The organism is Rufibacter roseolus, assembly GCF_017916365.1.
GTDB classification, from domain to species: Bacteria; Bacteroidota; Bacteroidia; order Cytophagales; family Hymenobacteraceae; genus Nibribacter; species Nibribacter roseolus.
This window is the reverse complement of sequence record NZ_JAFMSU010000001.1, coordinates 1,387,436-1,404,339: the sequence shown is the minus strand read 5'-3', so window position 1 is coordinate 1,404,339 and position 16,904 is coordinate 1,387,436. Positions and strand designations below refer to the sequence as shown.

Here is a 16,904-nt window from a genome sequence, read left to right as displayed (position 1 = left end):
GGCAGGAACCAGAAACTCACCTTCACCTGCTCCCTCATCACCCACAGAACTTGCATCCCTGAGGCTTTTTTCTAATCTTGCCTGACTAACACCATTTTAATACAGCAAACAAAAGTGTCATCCGTCTTCTTCACCTACCTTCAATTAGGCTTTCACCACATTTTCAACCTTCAGGCGTATGACCACATGGTGTTTGTGCTGGCCATGTGCGCCATGTATTCTGGCAGTGAGTGGCGCCGCATTTTGGCCCTGGTCACCAGCTTCACCATTGGGCATTCCATTACGCTGGCTTTGTCTACCCTTAACCTGATAAAGTTCAATACCGCACTCATAGAACTGCTTATCCCTATCACCATCCTGCTCACGTGTTTGTACAATTTCACCCAGTTGGGCAAGGTTAAAAAGAAAGGCGGCGCGGTCTGGTCATTGAACAACGCGTTCGCCGTTTTCTTCGGGCTCATCCACGGCATGGGCTTCTCCAATTACCTCAAATCTCTGCTGGGCCAGGGGCAGAACATTGTGCTGGAATTATTGGCCTTCAACGTGGGCATTGAGATAGGTCAGTTGCTGATTGTCCTGATTGTACTCATCCTTAATTTCCTCCTCACCAGGGCCTTACCGATCCAGAAACGCGACTGGGCGTTGGGCATCAGCAGCGCAGCCGGGGCTATTGCCCTTATGTTAATTTTAAACCAGGATTTTTCAGCCATTTTCTGAAAAACAAGTATAAATCAGGAGCGCCCCTGCTTTCCTGTTTTATAAGCCGCACCCATGCTGACCGAGTCTTACCGCGTATTAGGAGTCCCTTTTGGCGCTGAGATGCCCCAGGTAAGGCATGCCTACCGGCAACTGGTCTTGCAGTACCACCCAGACAGAAACAAAGACCCTGAGGCGCCGGCCATGTTCATGCGCATCCAGTCGGCGTATGAGTATCTGCAGCGTTTCAAGGAGGTAGCCGCGGCGGCACCTTCCGCTTCCTACTCTTACACAGCGCCACCCAAACAGCAGTCTGACTGGGAAAAATACGAGTTTGTCTATGATCCGCCCGCCGATCCTAAGGAGTACCTGGCCTGGGCGGCCGTAGCGCGGGAAAGAGCCCGCCGCCAGCGCGAGAAAGACCACCAAGCGTACGTGCAGCGCACCCTGGAGATGAAGAAAAAGTGGTGGTACGTCCTGGCCTGGGGCAGCAGCTACCTGGTGCTTTTCCTTGGCTTTCTCACGGGCTTCACCTTTATGTTGGTTCCCTTTCTTTTCTTCTATTCGGGGCAATACAAGCACCTGTTGCTGGGCGTGATCACGGTCCCTATTGGGTCTGCCATCTTCCGGCTCATGAAGGTTTTGCGGCAGGATATCAGGAAGCACTTTGGCGAGGATCTTCCCCAAATGTCTAAATAAGAGCACGTCTGCTTTTTTCTTTGCCTTTATTTGCCCAATTTGCTTTTTCTCACAATCCAACAAACACAACCTTCAACACTAAATGAAACAATTCTTACTCGCCTCCGGGCTGCTCCTAGGTTTGGCAGCACCGGTTCTGGCGCAGGAAAACATTGACAAGTCCAAGTTCAGGCAACTGGCGCAGGAATTGCCTACCCCCAATACCTACCGTACCGCTTCCGGCGCCCCGGGCCACGAGTACTGGCAACAGCGCGCCGACTACAACATCAAAGCCGAGCTGAACGATGACAACCAATCGCTCACCGGCTCGGAGACTATCACCTACACCAACCTCTCGCCCGATGTCCTGACCTACCTGTGGGTACAGCTGGACCAGAACATCTTCGAGAAGAATTCCATGACCAACCTCACCCGCACGAACAAGATCCCGGACAAGCCTACCTTTGGCGTGGCCGAGGCTTTGGCCGAGCAGACGTTTGACGGCGGTTACAAAATCAAATCGGTGAAAGATGCGAACGGCAAAGCCCTGCCCTACACCATCAACTTCACCATGATGCGCATTGACCTGCCCCAGCCTTTGAAACCCAAGCAGAGCGTGAAGTTCAGCATTGACTGGACCAACCTCATCAACGACCAGAAAAAACAAGGCGGTCGCGGCGGTTACGAGTTCTTCCCCGAGGACGGCAACTACGAGTACCAGATGGCCCAATGGTTCCCGCGCATGGCTGTGTATGACGATGTGAATGGCTGGCAGCACAAGCAGTTCCTGGGCACCGGCGAGTTCGCCCTGCCGTTCGGGGACTACAAAGTGAGCCTCACCGTACCTTCAGACCACGTGGTAGCCTCTACCGGCGAGTTGCAGAACGAAGATGTTTTAACCTCTGCGCAACGCAGCCGCCTGGCCCAGGCCAAGAAAGCCAATAAGCCTGTTTTGATTGTGACGCCGGAGGAAGCCCTGAAAGCCGAGAAAAACAAAGCCAAAGGCAAAAAGACCTGGACGTTCGTGGCCAAAGATGTGCGCGATTTCGCCTGGGCCTCTAGCCGTAAGTTCATCTGGGATGCCATGAACGTGAACTACGCCGGTAAAAACACGCTGGCCATGAGCTATTACCCCAAGGAAGGAAATCCATTGTGGGGCCAGTATTCCACCGAGGTTGTAGCGCACACCATCAAAACCTACTCCAAATTCACCATTGACTACCCGTATCCAGTGGCCATCTCGGTGCACGGCGCCGTGGGCGGGATGGAGTATCCGATGATTTCCTTCAACGGCGGTCGTCCGGAGAAAGACGGCTCTTACACGGAGCGCACCAAGTACGGCATGATCTCCGTGATCATCCACGAAGTGGGACACAACTTCTTCCCGATGATCATCAACTCTGATGAGCGTCAGTGGACCTGGATGGACGAAGGCCTGAACACCTTTGTGCAGTATTTGACCGAGCAGGAATGGCAGCGTGATTACCCTTCCAGCCGTGGCGAGCCAAGAAACATGGTGACCTACATGAAGATGGACAAAAGCATGCAGCAGCCCATCATGACCAACTCTGAGTCCATCACGCAGTTAGGAAACAACGCCTACGGCAAACCGGCCACCGCCTTGAATATCCTGCGCGAGACCGTGATGGGCCGCAAGCTGTTTGATTACGCCTTCAAAGAATATTGCCGCCGCTGGGCTTTCAAACACCCCATGCCAGCAGACTTCTTTAGATCCATGGAAGATGCCTCGGGCACCGACCTGGACTGGTTCTGGAGAGGCTGGTTCTACACCACCGACCACGTAGAGCAGGAACTCACCGGCGTAAAATGGTACTCTGTAGACACCCGCAACCCCGAGGTGGAGAACGCCAAACGCCGCGCCGAGATCAACGCCGCGCCTAAGAGCCTGTCGCAACAGCGCAACCTGCAGGACATCCAGAAGACCCTGGTAGACACCAAACCAGAGCTGAAGGATTTCTACAACACCTATGACCCCTTGGCCGTGACCGAGGAAAGCAAAGCGCAGTATCAGAAATACCTGCAGTCTTTGGCTCCTGAAGAGCGGGCCCTATTGCAGAAAGGCCTGAACTTCTACGAAGTAGGCATCCGGAACAACGGTGGGCTGGTAATGCCAGTGGTGATGCAAATGACCTACCAGGATGGCACTTCCGAGATTGTGCGCATCCCCGCGGAGATCTGGCGCTACGACGAGAAAGAGATCACTAAAGTGTTCGTGACCGAGAAACCGGTGGCCAGCTTCATGCTGGATCCTTTCCAGGAAACCGCCGACATCGACATGAACAACAACTCGTATCCACAGCGTCCGCAGCCAAGCCGTTTTGAGCTGTTCAAAGAACAGCCACGCGGCATCACGCCTAACCCGTTGCAGCAGCAGACCCAACGCCAAGCGGCTCCCCGTTCGCAAGGCGGAAACTAAGTCAACGGTTTCTGGCCCGTTTCCCTGAAAGCAGGCTCTAAACAGCCATCCATCAAAAGCCCCACCTGCCTGCAGGTGGGGCTTTTGTCTTTATTAGGCTTTCACTCTGGATTGATGCACTGCCACTGCTGGCCATTCCAGTAAATCCACCGGACCTCCTCAGGCTTCCGTAGCCCCAGTACAATCCCGCTTCCCTTGATGCCCGGTAAAACTGATCCTGCCCCCGCCGGAAAATGAGATGTGGTTTTCCAAAAGGCGACCTCCATAAAGCTCCTTAAGGCAGGCCACTGCCCTTCCTCCACTACCATCGCCTTGACTGGGTCTGTCCCCAACAGGAAGGAAACGGCAGGTTTCTGGGTGCGTTTGTTTTGCAGGAACACCGCGTAGTCTTCCGCAGCGTCTCCGTCAAAATTCCCCTGAAGGTAGAAAGGATTGAGCGCGGGGTTGAGGGTGTACTGCGTTTTAAGGCCGTTTTGCTCAAAAGCGGGCAAAAGCGCTTGGGGCAAATAATCCAGTGAAGGCGCCGTAAGCTTCGGGTTACAGCCTGCCAGCATCAGCATTATGCCCAGGAGGAGAGATTGAGTTGTTTTCATTTGGGTCTCAGGTCAGCTTGTCTCTCTAGAAGACAGGCATGAACTCTGTTTCCCTCTTTCGTTGGTTTTGGAAAAAGGCACAAAAAAGGACTGTCCGTTGGCTGGACAGTCCCTGAAGTTGGCAAAAAACCTGCGTTTATTCTTTGTTCTTGAAGTCTCCGTTTTTGATGGCTTTGATGACCTGGTACCACTTAATCGGGTCTAACAGCGGGTTGGTGGCCCCGGGATTATAACCGCCCCGGCGCATTTGCTGCTGGTTCTGCAGGTTCATGTACGTGCGATGGTTAGAGTTGGCATCCATGGGCGTATTCCGGAACATCTGGTCCAGGATCTGCTGGCTCATGGCGCTCTCGCGGTCAATGTCCTCCACCGGCGATTTCATGGCCAGCACCGCCTGGGTAAAGTCGCGGAAGGTGGCATACGGGAAAACCCGGATCTCGGGCAGAGCCGTAGGGTCTTCCAGCATCTCAATGATAATGGAATAACTGTCCTTCTCAAAGCTCTGCGGAATCACCAGAGACTGTTTGGCGTAGCCCAATGAACTGAACACCACGCTATCGCCTGCCAGCACTGGCAAAGAGAAAAAGCCATACTCATTTGTGTTGGTCCCGCGGCCGGCTTTGGGAATGTACACGCTGGCGCCCGGGATCCCCAGCAGGCTATCGCCGGCAGTCACCACCCCGGTTAACTGGATCACCTTTTTGGCTCCTTGGCCGTGCGCAGAGGTGAGGCTAATTCCGGAAAGAAGTAAGAGGACCACCAGAAAGCGCCCCAGATGCGCCCAATAGCGGGAATATAAAGGAGAAGGATTGAAATATAGCGTAGTCATGGATCAGTTCGTTTACAAGTATAGGCTTTTTATAGTACTTTGTGCCGAAGAGCTTTAAATTAATTTTACGAAGAGATACTCCATGAGGCTCAAACATTTTAACGTCAGTTTTGGGGAACAAGTATTCAAAGCCATGAGTGACGTCTCCAGGATCAGGGTCCTGAACCTGTTAATGCGCAACAAGGAGCTGTGTATCGCTGATCTGGAACTGGTGCTGGATTTCACCCAAACCAAGACCTCCCGCCACCTCATCTACCTAAAAAACACCGGCTTGGTATCCTTCCGTAAACAGGATCAGTGGGCCTTTTATTATATCAAAGACGAAATGCTGGACTTTTTGCAGCAGATGTTTGGGTACCTGGAGAAAGATCCGCTGTTACTCAAAGACCAGGAAGTTTACCAAACGCTCTTCTCTAACCGCGAACTGGCCATTAACCGGCTGCAGCAGCGGCACTTTACCGGCCTGTAGTTGCATGCGTACCCCAGATTCCTCCGGGCGGTATTTCCCGGCTTTAACCGGACTGCGGGCTGTGGCTGCCTACCTGGTTTATGCTCACCATGCCAAGCCCCAGGTCCCCTTTGCCACCTCGTTCTTTGACACCTTGTTCCGGGAGGGCCACATGGGTGTTTCTATTTTCTTTGTGCTCAGCGGTTTCCTTATTGGCTTAAGGTACAGCCAAAGTTTTCAGGCGAAGGATTCTGCAGCCTGGCGGCAGTATGCCTTGCACCGGGTAGCCCGCATCTACCCCGTTTATCTCCTCTGCACCCTCGCTGCTTTAGTTTTTCGGCAGGATTTCAGGCCCGGCGTCTGGCTGATGAACCTTTCTATGGCACAGGGCCTGTTTCCGGAGTATTCTTTCACGGGCATTGGCGTTGGCTGGTCCATGACGGTAGAGGTATGTTTCTATGCGGCTGCGCCTTTGGTTCTATTATATTGGGAGAGATTAGGCCAGTTCAGGTGGTTTCTGGTCACCCTGCTTTCCGGTGGCCTATTGCTTTTGATTGGGCAATCACCCTTGCCAATGGCCTTTGTTCCAGACAGCAATTTTCTGCTTAGGGCTACTTTCTTCGGACGATGCTTTGAATTCTACCTGGGTATCTGGTGCGTCAAAAGGTTTCTGCTGTTCTCTGCCCCTCCCCTTGAGTCCGCGCAAAAGGCCGGCGCATTCACCTATGTGGGCGCTTTGGGTATTCTGGCCCTTATGCTGCTCATAGCTCCGGTCAGCAACCTGTTACCCGATTCCCCAGCTTTGAGGTTCCTCACCTTCCACACCATGAACAACTTTGTGCTGCCCGTTTTCATCGGGAGCCTGGTTACCGGGCTGGCCATGGAAAAGACCGCGCTTTCAAAGCTACTCGGCTCCAGAACTGGGGAAGGGCTAGGGAAAGGCTCTTACATTTTCTACCTGGCCCATTATACCTTCGGGTTTGATCTCCTTTACTTCCATGTCTGGCAAAACAAAGGAGGCGTGTTGCTGCTGCTGGCTTTGATTTCTGTAGTAGGCTACTATGTTTTGGAGGCCCCTTTGCGAAAAAAAGCCTTGAAGATGTTTTCCCCGCGCCGCTTTGTTGAAACTAAAAGCCGGTAGATTGGTTTTAAAATAACAACTTTGCTCTTCTGCTGCCTTGTCAGCGAGCACTTCTGTTATGAAAAAGCCTAAAACTTACCGTCACCTGTTCTTTGACCTGGACCACACGCTGTGGGACTTCGAGAAGAACTCTGAAGAGACGCTGCACCATTTATACGACCACTATAAGCTAGACCAACTGGGGAATTTCACCCGGGACTCTTTCTACCGAAAATACAGCTTTGTAAACCAACGCATGTGGGACCAGTACCACAAAGGGAAAATCACGCAGCAACAGCTCCGGGAGAACCGCTTTGTCAAATGCCTCACAGACCTGGGCGTGGCCCCCACCGATATACCCGAGGGCATCAGCAAGGCCTTTATTGACATCTGCCCCACCAAAACCGCGGTATTCCCGTTTACCCACGAGGTACTGGGTTACCTGAAGGAGAAATACGTCCTGCATATCATCACCAACGGGTTCAAAGACGTGCAATACATCAAGATGCGGTCAGCGAAGCTGGATTCTTATTTCTCTGAGATCATCACCTCTGAGTGCATCAACTGCACCAAACCTGATAAACGTATTTTCCAGCATGCGCTGCAGCGCGCCGGCGTCACGGCCCAGGAGAGCCTCATGATTGGTGATAGCCTGGAAGCCGATGTACTGGGCGCCATGAACGCGGGCATTGACCAGGTTTTCTTCAACCCCGAGAAAAAGCGCCCCCGTCTGAAACCCACCTATGAGGTGCACTGCCTGAGCCAGTTGAAGACGTTCTTATAACCTGCTTTGGGGTTCTTTTCTGTAAAACAGCCCCGAAACGGGAACTCCCGCCTGGTAGGATTTGTCTATAATTTGGTTACTTTTGCAGGCATCGGCCGTAATAGTAGACCGAAAGCGTTCTTTCACAATTGGGGATGACCGGAATTGACAGCTTGAGCAAGCTGGGTGTAAGCATGTCGGGAGTTGGCAGTTTTCCCGTAAATCAGAATTGACCGACGATTATCTGGCGAGTCTAACTACGCCATGGCTGCCTAGTCTAGGTACTAAGCATTTTGCCATTGTCCTGCAGCTCCTCGGTTCGGTGGGGGTTGGTCACAGGGCATCGTAATGCCGATCTAGTGTAGGCCAAGGTGCGGGGTCTGCATGAAACTAAAGCATCTAAGGTGACTTCATAGGCCAGGCTTGGGCCTGGAGCCACACGAAAACCCAACCAAGACTAAACATGTAGAAAGCGCTCAAGTTTCCTTGTCTGGACCAGGGTTCGAATCCCTGCATCTCCACTTTACAACCAAAAACGCCCTGTAAGCCACAGCTTACAGGGCGTTTTTGGTTTATATTGAAACGGCTCTACGAATTAGGGCTGAGACTTTGACCCAAAGGTGTTTTTCTTAAAGCCTTATTTTAGGATAGCTTTTGCCGGGCTTCTTTATCTGGGTCGTACTCCACCTTGCACTCATCATTAAGAACCATTGTCTCTCCTTTCTCCAAGGTATATTGAGGCCAATTAGGTAGGTCAGCACCATTAGGATCTCCCTTATGCATGAAATTCAATAAAGCATGGGCCATTTTTATAGCTAGCTTTCTTGGGCGTGCGCCTCCTCCAGTATGGGTTACCATTCGGTCGGTGTTAAGAAACCAGAAACTGATATCCAGACAGTGGAATGACCGCATACGAAGGTTGAACAATGGAGAACTCCAACCAAACCAAGCCATGTAGACAGGGGCATCTTGTTTCAGTTTAGCATTCGCGGTTTTTACCACTGCTTGCCTATTAGACACAATCAGTGACCATATTTCTATAGGTTTTCTACCTGGGAAATTTTTATCATAAGCGCTGACTATTTCGGCTGTTTTATCACCGTAAGTGCTTTTCAGCTTATCTATAACCCTACTCAAGGTTATATCTTCCAATTCTGGTTCTGTACGTCCAGGCGCCCATTCATGGAAAGTAGTGCATAACAGCATAGGTACATTAGGAGAAGCAGCTGAAGCATCTGCGTAGAACTGTCCGGCTGGCAAATGCAGCCCATCGGCTACGGGCCCAAAGCCGCCTCTTCTCATGCCGGAGCCACCCTTCTCCTTCTCCATTTTCCTGACTGCTCTGTTGGCCAAGTCCAGGTAGTCTTTCCAAGGCAGTTCCTGCAATTGGTCAATTTGTAAAGGACTTAGGTTTGCTTCCTTTAGTATATATCTCCCCAACTCTTGGGAATACGCTTTGTCTACTCCCTTAACATCAGAGCCGCTTAAGGCAACTGCTTTGTGTACCAAGCCTTTTGCCTCTGGCATAGCAGCCACAATACACACTTTGGCACCACCCCCAGATTGCCCCATCACTGTAACATTGTTGGGGTCTCCGCCAAAGTTTTCTATATTCTGGTTTATCCACTTCAAAGCCGCTACCACATCTAACATTCCAACATTGCCAGAATGCTTGTATTCCTCACCCCCAACAGCGGAGAAATCAGAGAAGCCTATGGGCCCTAACCTATGATTGATGGAACAAAAAACCGCATCACCGTATTTACTGAAATTCTCACCGTGGTAGCCATCCTGTTCCAGGCCGTTGCCTTTGCTGAATCCGCCTCCGTGAAGCCATACCAGAACCGGCCGGTTTTTCCTGTCTTCTAAACCTGGGGTCCAAACGTTCAGTCGCAGACAGTCTTCGCTTACCTCATCATAGTTCCAGTGATCTACAAATGAATAATAATTCTCAGGTTTACGGTCATATATGTCCTGAGGAGCTGAGTTCCCGGGGTAAACAGCTGGACGCACTTCACTCCATGGCTCTGGTTCCTTTGGAGGCATGAACCTGTTCTTGCCAGAGGCATTTGCCGCATAAGGAATGCCCATAAATGTGAAAACCCCGTTCATGATATACCCTTTCACTTTCCCATATTTAGTTTGGGCTACGGCAATGTCATCTCCTATAAACAGCGCTTGACCGTCTTCTTCTAACTCCTCTGATTTAGCAGGTGTTGAGCAAGAGGATAAAGTAAGGGCAGGTGAAATACCCACGGCAGCAGCACTTAAGCCAGCCTTGGCAACAAAGTTTCTTCTGTTCATTTTCATGATAGGTAGTCAATTTTTCCGGGGGCAGTGCAACTCCTTTCCTACAACATATAATGAAAGGATTACCAATAACAGCGTACCCCGTTCCTGTTTATGCCTCATATTTTAAAATAAACTAAGAAAACAACAGAACCTACTAAAGCTTGTGTTTTTAATTTGCTTAGCAGAAATGCAGATGGCTGTTTATTTGCCTGACAGAATCAGAACCATTTCCTGCCGTGGGGCAAGTTTTACCTGCGGCATCAGTAGCCTTTGGTCTTTAGTTTTAAAAGAGGAAAGATTCTGGTATTGGCGACTTACCGGAGCAAAGGCCTGTACCTCTTTGATTTTTCCGCCTTTCAAGTCAAAAGAAATATCAGAAGTCAATTCAGTGGCGGAATTGTTGAGCAGATAAACAAAGTATTTATTTCCGCACTTCATTCCGTAGGCTTCTATCTTGTCTGTAAGGACTGGGAAAGGCTCAAAGGTACCGTTGCCAGAAGCCAGCATCTGGTCATTGATTTCTTTCACTGAGTTGAAATACGGAGTCATGTTGCGGTCATCAAACAATTCCCACCACCATGTCATAGGGAGAATGGGCGTGGGATTGAAGAGGCCATACCATAAACCCCGTTTGTAATCATAATCCCATTCCTCCCCGTACTTTGGGTCTGCGTCTTCCCAACGGTAGCCAAACTCCCCTACCACATATGGTTTGCCAAAGGTGCTGATGTAGGTTGGGTAAATGGCCGGGATTTTCTCTGTGTGTTTATAAATATGCTTTTGGTTGAAGTCTAAATAGGCGATGGCATTCATACCCGCTATATCACGGTGGGAAATGCTAGTGGAGACCAAATGCTGATAGGGATCAATGTCTTTGAGGTAGCGACTCATGTCATCGTGCCACTGCGTAATGGCTTCATGCGGAATAATCACGCTATCAGCTGCCGTAAATGCTGCGTTGTCTACCTCGTTGAAGAACTCCCAGACTGCTATGTTGGTGCTATACCCCCAACGGGCCACAATGTAGCGCAATTTGTTTTTGTATTTCTCCCGCGCCCTTTGCAAGGTGAAAAACTCGGTAGGGGTTTTGGCCGGCCCGCCATTGGCTTGGTTGTAATTGCTGTTTTTCCAGCCGCCATTTTCCATCAGGTGTCCATGCCAGTCAAAAGTGAGCATGAAATACAGGTTCAGGGAGTCGCAGAGTTGCAGCAGTTCCTCCATCCGTTGAATGGCACCTGGGTGAAAGTACTCTTGGGTGTTAGTGTACCTTTTGGTGGAGTTTACCTTCTTCCACTCAAGCGGCAAGTTCCAATAGCACATCCAAGTCCGGAAGAAGTTGGCGCCGTTTTTAGATAGGGTGGGGAGTAGGTAATCATACGTCCACTTATCGTTCTCAAATGAACGTGACTCCCATCCCACATTCTCTCCTATCCCCCTGAACAAGGTGCCGTCATCAAACTTAAAGGTGTACAAATCATTCTTGTGTAGAAATCCCGGTTTGTCTCCCTTCCCTGCCTCAAATGTCTCGGGTTTAGATTCATCCGAAATGTTTTTACCGCCCAACCGGAAGAACCAGCTGTAGGTGCCAACTTCCTGGGGAGCGAACCTCGCTTTCCATTCAGAGGCGTTTTTATCCCCCTTTTCAAAATAACAAGGTAATACCAACGGTTTTCCAGATGGGGAAGTCAGCACCATGTCCAGGGCGATTTCTTTCTGGTCATACGGGTTCGTGAACGGGACCTGCAGGTTGATGGTCCATTCCGCTTTCTCAAACTGCCTTATGGGTGATTTGGGTTGGGTTACCTTTTGGATTCTATTCTGGGCAACTGTTGCTTTGGCCAGGGTAAGCAACAAGAATAGAAGCAAAACTTTGAGTGATGCTTTCATGGAGAATAAATAAACAAGGTCAAACATGGCTAAATTCTACTCAGCCCAAGGATGGGAATAATGCAAAAGACAAGGGACCACTATGAGGAAAACTCCCTTACCTTCTAGCCAAACAGAACAGGTACTTACACTGTCCAAAAAGGTGGGTACAAAGTTCCCGTTTTCAGGATAGATTAATGAAAACACCCAGAAAACGGGAACTGCACTAAAATCAATGAAGGTATCCTAGCTTCTGCCTTATTTAGCTTTTTGCCAGCCTGGCATCTCATCCAGGGTGATAACTCTGTCTGAGTGGTACAATGCCTTTATTGCCTCGGGGGTATTGCTCTCTTTCACCAATTCAGACCATGCCATAAAGAATATCCATCTGGGTTGCCCCTTAAGCATTTCCGCGGTAGGTAGCTTGGCACACTCCCCTATGGCCATAGGTTTATCTCCCACAATGGGCAGGATATAGTTGTACCAGGACGGATCAAACCCTTGGTCATACACGTCAAAAGCAAATACATCCCAGTATTGATCACCCGGATTGTACTCGGCAAAATCACGGCTCATGTCTTGCATGTCCCACACCCAGATTAGGTTAGTCAGTCCTTTCTCCTTTACCATATAATCATGGGTGATCTGGTACAGGCGAGCCGTGCCATTTGGCCCAGGCCTTCCACCCCACCAGAATTTACCCTGGTTCATTTCATGGAGAGGACGAAACAGCACCTCTACATTATTATCCTTCAGGTATTTGAGATATACCGCGATGTCATCCATCCGGGCTTTCCACTTTTTGTTCAATGGTGTTCCATCAGTGATGATTTCCTGCCACTCCTGGTCATTGAGTTGGGCGTTCAATAAGCCCGGATCCCACCCGCAAGGCTCTCCCTGGTTGGGGGGGCAGCCATGCCACATGATATTGACGACAGCCCCTTTTTCCCACTGGCGCTTGGCTTCATGGATCATAGTCCACCTTTGGTCTATGTTTTCCTGCTGAAACAAAAAGTCGCCGCTCCACAAAGCAGGGTATTTGCCAGTTGTCTCGGCAATGTACTTGGACCATCTCTCAGGCTCGCTGTTAGGTTCGCGGTTATGCTGCCCGGCTATGGTTTTAGAGCCGGATATACTTTTTAAATAAACAAGGGACTTAAAAGATTGTGAGCTTCTACAGGAAGAGAATAGCACAGTAAAGAAAGCAAACAGAAACAAGGGGGAAGTACGCAGATTCATAGTATGGAAGTTTGGGAATTTGTATAAAGAAGGGAATCTTAATGGCAATATCTTGCCGGAATAGCCTGGTTGCACGGCAAGAAAAGTCCGTTGTTATTCCGTCAGAAGATACACTGAACGGAATAACAGATTATGGATGAACTGAACCCAGTTGTAAACTGGAAGTGGCAATAATATGAAAGAGCAAAAGCAGGAAATGGATAGATTTTACCAACCTGGCATTTCATCCAAGGTGATGACCTTTGAAGAGGTTTGCAGCGCCTTCATTTCTGCCGCTGTATTCCTTTCAAAGACCAGTTCTGACCATCCCATAAAGAATGTCCATTTTGGCTGGTAGGTTAAATCTTCAACAGTGGGCAATCTCTCGCATTCCCCTATGGCGATAGGTTTGCCTTTAGCCGCTTTGACCATGGCATTATATTTCCCTTGGGAGAATCCGCTACCATCGTAGAAGTCCAAAGCCGCTATATCCCAGTAACCTTCGCCAGGATTGTAGTTGACAAGGTCATTCTCTAAGGTTGAAAAGTCCTGCACATCCCACACCCAGATAAGATTTGTCAAACCTTTGGTCTTGGTCATGTAGTCATGGGTGATCTGATAAAGTTTGCGGGTACCGTTCGCACCCGGTCTTCCGCCCCACCAGAAGTTCCCTTGGTTCATCTCATGAAGTGGCCTCCATAGCACTTCCACTCCTTTGTCTTCCAGGAACTGAAGGTGGACGCTGACTTCATCCATCATTGCCTTCCATTTAGCATTCAACGGGGTGCCATCTGTAACCAATTCCGTCCATTGGGCATCTGTCAATTTGCTCAGGACCCCATTGGCATCCCAGCCACATGGCTGAGACATGGCCGGGTTACAGGCATGCCACATGATGTTGACGATAGCTCCTTTTTTCCATTGGTTCCAAGCCTCATTCACCATGATCTGGCGATTGTTGATATTGTCAGCCTGAAACAGAAAATCTCCGCTCCACAGACCTGAGTATTTACCCGTAACAGTTTTCATCTCCTCAGTCCACCGTGCTGGGGTAGCGTTTGGCTCCCGGTTATGGATACCAGAGACTGTTTTTGAGCCTGAGATACTGTAGAGGTAATTCAGTGTCTTGAAGGGTGTTTGGGGTGTAACTACTGGTATTTCAGGCTCTGGCTCGCTTTCCTTACTTCCACAAGATGAAAAAAGAGATAAAGCGGTCAATGCAAAAGCTACAATTCTGTTCTTCATAAAAGATGGTTTTGACGATTTGCTGAAATGTAGTGCCTTGAGCAAATTTCAGCAAGTAGATAGAAACTGCTATGATAATTGCCAACCCAAACTATAGAAGGAGGCAGAATCCATTTGGGTTAGGCCATTCTCAAACAGGTCCAAAAAGAAAATTCTTGTAAACGATTAAAAAGGCAACATTTACACAGAAGTTTATTGAAGCTGTAAAGGGCTGGAGATTGTGTGTCCCCAGCCCTTTGTTGCTATTGTTTCTTCACCTCAACCCAGAACCTTCTAGGTTTTTTCACAAACTTATCGTAATCAGAATAGATGTTATTCCAGTCATCTGTACCATTCAAGGTGAATTCGAAAGCGTTATCTGTTACTGTTTTAGTCAGATTATTGCCTAAGCTTATGCTTCCGGGACCTACAAAAGTGGCGGTGGCGGTAGTTTTGTCGGCAAAGGTGAATGTAACAGTGTTGGCCGTGTAATTACGGGTCCAGGTACCTACACCTTTAGGGATTCTCCTATAAAAACCGTTAACATCAGTCTGAGGATTGCCTACAAACAGGAAATTAGCATATAATCCGTCTGGGCCGGCGTTGTTTGTTACGGTACCGTAAGTATGACCTTCTGCCGTTACACCAGAGAACTCAAACGTTAGTGTATTGTCCAGCTCTGCCTCTGGTCCTCCAGATGCTGGCCAAACCCAAGGTTTATCCGTCATTTTTAAAACGGCTCCTCCTCCATATTCTGGCCCCGTACCACCAAATACGACCAAACCGTTGATGTCATAGGTTCCAAGAAGGGTCTCCGTAAAAGGAACCAGTTCCACTTTCCAGTCACGCGTTTTGCCAGATTCAGAAGTAACCGTATAAGTTGCCTGATTATTGTTAGCCGCAAAGTTTACCGGCTCACCCGAACCAGGGGAAATGGTGGACTTATACGAGGTCTGAATCTGAGGAGAAACCTTACTTAGGTCTGTGCCTGGTTGTACTAATACCGTAACAGTAACTTTCCCTTCGGTTCTGTCCACAACTGCAGGTCCCACTTGCACCAGATCACCTCCTAGCGTTACAGCTTCTATTGATCTCTCGTTACTTACAACCCCATCGTATGGATCTTCGACACATCCTGTACAAAAAGCTACAAATACCAGCAGGAGGTTTAAATTGAAAATGATTCTTTTTTTCATAACCTTGATTATGGCTTCATTAAAGGGTTGGTATCTATTTCTCTTTGAGGTATAGGGAAGAAGTAAGCACCACTTGTAATGGTCTTGTTATACTTGTGTTCCAATACATCTTCCATTGAGTTTGTGCGGCGAAGGTCAAAAAGCCGATTGCCTTCAAAGGCAAGCTCTAATGCCCTTTCTTCAATGACCGCGTTTCTAAAGGCTTGAACTCCTAATGATGGGTCAAGATTACCAAGCCCAGCTCTCGCTCTCACCTTATTGATGGCAGCATAGCCTTCTGGAGTTGGACCAGCAGCCTCAGCGTATACCAGAAGAATATCTGAGTATCTGAGGATAGGTGTATTGGCACTGCTTTTATCCCCAACACGCAAAGGATCAATATATTTTCTGGTGAATGGTCTGGCGTTCCCGTTGATATCTAATGTATATGAAGCACCATCCTCACCTTTATATTGTGAAACAATGAGTTGGGTTTTACGCTTATCGTCTGCTGCATAGCTGTTGTAAATAGCTGATTCAGTCCGGAAGTGTCCCCAGCCTTGGCCTATATTGATGTTAGTACTTGTAGGAACAAGTGGATCATAGGGGATTACCATCCGGCGGTCAGCGGGAAGGAACATGTTGGGTAACTTGGAGTAATTAGATTCAATTTCCCCTGTCCTGTCCACGGCTGCGTCAAAGATGTGTTCTGTGACAGGCGCTTTTTTATAAATTTCAGTATTCCAGATATCAACCAGACTCTCAGTGAACCCAAAGGCTGTTTGTTCATTGATTACTTTCCCAGAATAGGTTTTGGCTTGGGCATACATTTCGTCAGCATTCGCCACAAACCCATATCCAGGAGAGTTAGAGTTTTTTGAGGATGCCAAGTGCAAATACACTTTGGAAAGCAAGGCCTGAACAGCAACTTTATTAGCTCTTCCCTCGCTGATTTTTTGGGAACTTATCAAGGTCTCAGCTTGCTGCAAATCAGCTATGATTACTTTGTAAACGTCTTCGATCGATGACTTAGCGATTGGCACCTGGGACGCCTCCACAATGTTGTCCACCCTCAGAGGAACTTCCCCAAACAGCCTCACCAGATTGAAGAAATGAAGCGCTCTCAGGAAGTATCCCTCGCCAACAATTTGGTTCTTGTTCGTTTCCGGCATGTTCGGAACATTGGGAACGTTGGTGATGACGGCATTGGCCCTAGCTACTCCCCGGTATAAGTAAGTCCAGATATTATCCAGATCGGCGTTAGTAGAGGTAGTCCGTAGTTCATCAAGCTCAAAGTTGGATACACCAGCATCTCCCTTTTGGGTCAGGTTCTCGGTAGGCAACTCCGTGATGATTAGAAACCCTCTAGAGTAGTAACCAACCTCTGGCAGAATGGAGTAGGCATAAATAATAGCCGATTCAGCATCTGAGGGGGTTTTATAGAAAGAACCAGTGTTGATGAGCCCGTAGGGATCCTCCTCCAAATCTGAACAGCTTGATAAAAGCGCTGCTATCACCAGGGAGCCGTATAAATATTTTCTATAGTTCATGGTTTCTTCTTTTAG

General features: G+C 48.9%; 14 protein-coding genes and 1 other RNA gene. 7 read left to right on the top strand and 8 right to left on the bottom strand.

Going from position 1 to position 16,904, the window contains the following annotated elements; genetic code table 11:
• Nucleotides 1-114 precede the first annotated feature (114 nt).
• The 3 genes from J3P35_RS05610 (at nucleotide 115) to J3P35_RS05600 (ending at nucleotide 3,811) form a co-directional block, all read left to right on the top strand.
• The gene (locus tag J3P35_RS05610) at nucleotides 115-717 is read left to right on the top strand and encodes a HupE/UreJ family protein (protein WP_210463367.1); all 603 of its coding nucleotides are present in this window, start codon (nucleotides 115-117) and stop codon (nucleotides 715-717) included.
• A 54-nt stretch (nucleotides 718-771) separates the two neighbouring features.
• Nucleotides 772-1,395 carry a J domain-containing protein gene (locus J3P35_RS05605; RefSeq protein WP_210463366.1) on the top strand — a complete coding sequence of 208 codons (624 nt, stop codon included), beginning with the start codon at nucleotides 772-774 and terminating at the stop codon, nucleotides 1,393-1,395.
• An 82-nt stretch (nucleotides 1,396-1,477) separates the two neighbouring features.
• On the top strand, nucleotides 1,478-3,811 hold the full coding sequence (locus J3P35_RS05600) for a M1 family metallopeptidase (protein ID WP_210463365.1): 2,334 nt from the start codon (nucleotides 1,478-1,480) through the stop codon (nucleotides 3,809-3,811).
• 101 nt (nucleotides 3,812-3,912) lie between these two features.
• Here the strand turns inward: J3P35_RS05600 and J3P35_RS05595 are convergent, their stop codons facing one another.
• Both J3P35_RS05595 and J3P35_RS05590 read right to left on the bottom strand, forming a co-directional pair.
• The gene (locus tag J3P35_RS05595; RefSeq protein ID WP_210463364.1) at nucleotides 3,913-4,404 is read right to left on the bottom strand and encodes a hypothetical protein; all 492 of its coding nucleotides are present in this window, start codon (nucleotides 4,402-4,404) and stop codon (nucleotides 3,913-3,915) included.
• A 136-nt stretch (nucleotides 4,405-4,540) separates the two neighbouring features.
• A complete protein-coding gene (locus J3P35_RS05590; protein WP_210463363.1) occupies nucleotides 4,541-5,233 on the bottom strand; it encodes a carboxypeptidase-like regulatory domain-containing protein in 693 nt (230 codons plus the stop codon).
• Nucleotides 5,234-5,315: 82 nt separating this feature from the next.
• On the opposite strand from J3P35_RS05590, the gene J3P35_RS05585 reads away from it, so the two are divergent.
• The 4 genes from J3P35_RS05585 to ssrA all read left to right on the top strand — a co-directional run bounded on the left by J3P35_RS05585 (nucleotide 5,316) and on the right by ssrA (nucleotide 8,088).
• Nucleotides 5,316-5,702, top strand: a complete 387-nt coding sequence (locus J3P35_RS05585; protein ID WP_210463362.1) for an ArsR/SmtB family transcription factor — start codon at nucleotides 5,316-5,318, stop codon at nucleotides 5,700-5,702.
• A gap of 4 nt (nucleotides 5,703-5,706) precedes the next feature.
• The gene (locus tag J3P35_RS05580) at nucleotides 5,707-6,822 is read left to right on the top strand and encodes an acyltransferase family protein (RefSeq protein ID WP_210463361.1); all 1,116 of its coding nucleotides are present in this window, start codon (nucleotides 5,707-5,709) and stop codon (nucleotides 6,820-6,822) included.
• A gap of 58 nt (nucleotides 6,823-6,880) precedes the next feature.
• The gene (locus J3P35_RS05575; protein WP_210463360.1) at nucleotides 6,881-7,585 is read left to right on the top strand and encodes a YjjG family noncanonical pyrimidine nucleotidase; all 705 of its coding nucleotides are present in this window, start codon (nucleotides 6,881-6,883) and stop codon (nucleotides 7,583-7,585) included.
• A gap of 130 nt (nucleotides 7,586-7,715) precedes the next feature.
• Nucleotides 7,716-8,088: a transfer-messenger RNA gene (gene ssrA / locus J3P35_RS05570) on the top strand.
• A 118-nt stretch (nucleotides 8,089-8,206) separates the two neighbouring features.
• On the opposite strand, the gene J3P35_RS05565 is transcribed toward ssrA, so the two are convergent.
• From J3P35_RS05565 to J3P35_RS05540, 6 genes are all read right to left on the bottom strand, one after another.
• On the bottom strand, nucleotides 8,207-9,874 hold the full coding sequence (locus tag J3P35_RS05565) for a carboxylesterase/lipase family protein (protein WP_210463359.1): 1,668 nt from the start codon (nucleotides 9,872-9,874) through the stop codon (nucleotides 8,207-8,209).
• Between the two features lie 183 nt (nucleotides 9,875-10,057).
• On the bottom strand, nucleotides 10,058-11,770 hold the full coding sequence (locus J3P35_RS05560) for a DUF5060 domain-containing protein (RefSeq protein WP_210463358.1): 1,713 nt from the start codon (nucleotides 11,768-11,770) through the stop codon (nucleotides 10,058-10,060).
• Nucleotides 11,771-11,980: 210 nt separating this feature from the next.
• Nucleotides 11,981-12,961, bottom strand: a complete 981-nt coding sequence (locus J3P35_RS05555; RefSeq protein WP_210463357.1) for a glycoside hydrolase family 26 protein — start codon at nucleotides 12,959-12,961, stop codon at nucleotides 11,981-11,983.
• A gap of 207 nt (nucleotides 12,962-13,168) precedes the next feature.
• Nucleotides 13,169-14,185 (bottom strand): glycoside hydrolase family 26 protein, encoded by a 1,017-nt coding sequence (locus J3P35_RS05550; protein WP_210463356.1) that lies wholly within the window; start codon nucleotides 14,183-14,185, stop codon nucleotides 13,169-13,171.
• A gap of 242 nt (nucleotides 14,186-14,427) precedes the next feature.
• Nucleotides 14,428-15,360 (bottom strand): hypothetical protein, encoded by a 933-nt coding sequence (locus tag J3P35_RS05545; protein WP_210463355.1) that lies wholly within the window; start codon nucleotides 15,358-15,360, stop codon nucleotides 14,428-14,430.
• Between the two features lie 8 nt (nucleotides 15,361-15,368).
• A complete protein-coding gene (locus tag J3P35_RS05540; RefSeq protein WP_210463354.1) occupies nucleotides 15,369-16,889 on the bottom strand; it encodes a RagB/SusD family nutrient uptake outer membrane protein in 1,521 nt (506 codons plus the stop codon).
• Between the last annotated feature and the right edge of the window lie 15 nt (nucleotides 16,890-16,904).